Raw genomic sequence first — 1630 nt, forward strand, 5'->3', positions numbered from 1 at the left:
GATATGGGCGACTGGTTCCAGCCCCATCTCCTGCACCGTCCGCGTCGCCAGCGCCGAACGCCAGCCGCCGCCGCAGAAAAACAGGAATCGCTTCGGCTCCGTGAACACCGGCTTGGCATAGGGGCTGTCCGGATCGACCCAGAACTCCAGCATGCCGCGCGGACAGGCAAAGGCGCCGGGAATTCGCCCCTCCCGCGCGATCTCGCGCGGGTCGCGCAGATCGACGAACACGACGCCGGGATCGCCGTGCAGCGCGATCGCCGCCTCCACCGGCACCGTCTCGTTGACGGCCATCGCCTCCTCGACCAGCGCCTTGTAGCCCTTGGTGATCATGGGACGCTCCCCGTCTGTGACCCCGTCAAGATGGCACGCTAGCCCAGCCCGCTGAACAGCGCGGTCGACTGATACCGCTCGGCGAAGGACGGGATGATCACGACGATCATCCGCCCGGCCTGCGCCGGCTCCGCCGCCAGATCGAGCGCCGCGTGCAGCGCCGCCCCGGACGAGATGCCGACCGGCACGCCTTCCTCGCGCGCGCACAGCCGCGCGGTCGCCAGCGCGTCGCGTTCGGCCACCGTCCGCACCGCGTCGATCAGCGACAGATCGAGCACGCCCGGACAGAACCCGGCGCCGATCCCCTGGATGCCGTGCGGCCCCGGCTCGTCGCCCGACAGCACGGCACTCTCCGCCGGCTCGACCCCGATCACACGCAGCCCCGCCCGGCGCGGCTTCAGCGCGCGGGCGATGCCGGTCAGCGTGCCGCCGGTGCCGATGCCGCCCACCACCATGTCCACACGGCCCTCGGTATCGGCCCAGATCTCCTCGGCCGTCGTCGCCGCGTGCACCGCCGGGTTGGCCGGATTGTCGAACTGGCGCGGCATCCACGCATCCGGATGCTCGGCGACAATCGCCTCGGCCCGCGCGATCGCCCCGCGCATGCCCTGCGCCGACGGCGTCAGCTCCAGCTCCGCGCCGAGCAGCCGCATCATCCGCCGCCGCTCGACGGAGGCACCCTCCGGCATGGTCACGATCAGCCGGTAGCCCCGGGCGGCGGCGACGAATGCCAGCGCGATGCCGGTATTGCCGGATGTCGGTTCGACCAGCAGGGTGCGGTCGGGCGCGATCACCCCGGCACGTTCGGCGGCATCGACCATGGCGAGCCCGATCCGGTCCTTCACGGAGCCGAGCGGGTTGAAGAACTCCAGCTTCAGCAGCAGGTCCGCCCGCAGCCCCCGCGCGGCGGCGAGACGGGGGACGCGCACCAGCGGCGTGCCGCCCACCGTCTCCTGCACGCTGCCATAGATGCGGCCCCGCGGCGACGCGGCCGGGATCACCGGGGGCGAGCTTGCCGCGGGGGACGGCGCCTGGGTGTCTGGCCTTCGGGTGTCGTCGGACATAAATTACGTTCTTGCACAGTGGATCACGCCGGCGAACGGCAGGCGGAGGGAGGCAGGCATGCTGGTCAGGCGCGAACGGGGAATGAACGCCGTGTCGATCATGCTCGATATCGCGTTTCACGCCGGCCGGCTCAATACCGTCAGCACGGCGGAGATCGCCGAGCGCACCGGCCTCGCCCGGCGCGGGATCGAGCCGCTGCTGCAGGCGCTCGGCCGGGCTGGCCTGCTGGAGA

At 71.8% G+C, this 1630-nt stretch carries 2 protein-coding genes and 1 pseudogene; 1 reads left to right on the top strand and 2 read right to left on the bottom strand.

The window, feature by feature from the left end:
• Both B8460_RS18745 and cysK read right to left on the bottom strand, forming a co-directional pair.
• Positions 1-333 (bottom strand): rhodanese-like domain-containing protein (locus B8460_RS18745; protein WP_052945314.1); only part of this gene is annotated, 333 nt, incomplete at its 3' end.
• A 38-nt stretch (positions 334-371) separates the two neighbouring features.
• Positions 372-1397, bottom strand: coding sequence for a cysteine synthase A (cysK, locus tag B8460_RS18750; protein ID WP_084623915.1), 1026 nt, complete (start codon positions 1395-1397; stop codon positions 372-374).
• A 58-nt stretch (positions 1398-1455) separates the two neighbouring features.
• Between cysK and B8460_RS18755 the strand changes: the two are divergent.
• Positions 1456-1630, top strand: a pseudogene (locus B8460_RS18755) (Rrf2 family transcriptional regulator); the annotation flags it as partial.

The sequence above is a fragment of the Acidisphaera rubrifaciens HS-AP3 genome (assembly GCF_000964365.1).
GTDB lineage: Bacteria > Pseudomonadota > Alphaproteobacteria > Acetobacterales > Acetobacteraceae > Acidisphaera > Acidisphaera rubrifaciens.

Excerpts from the sequence above, each read along its gene's own strand:
- cysK (WP_084623915.1), bottom strand. The coding sequence starts at position 1,397 with ATGTCCGACGACACCCGAAGGCCAGACACCCAGGCGCCGTCCCCCGCG.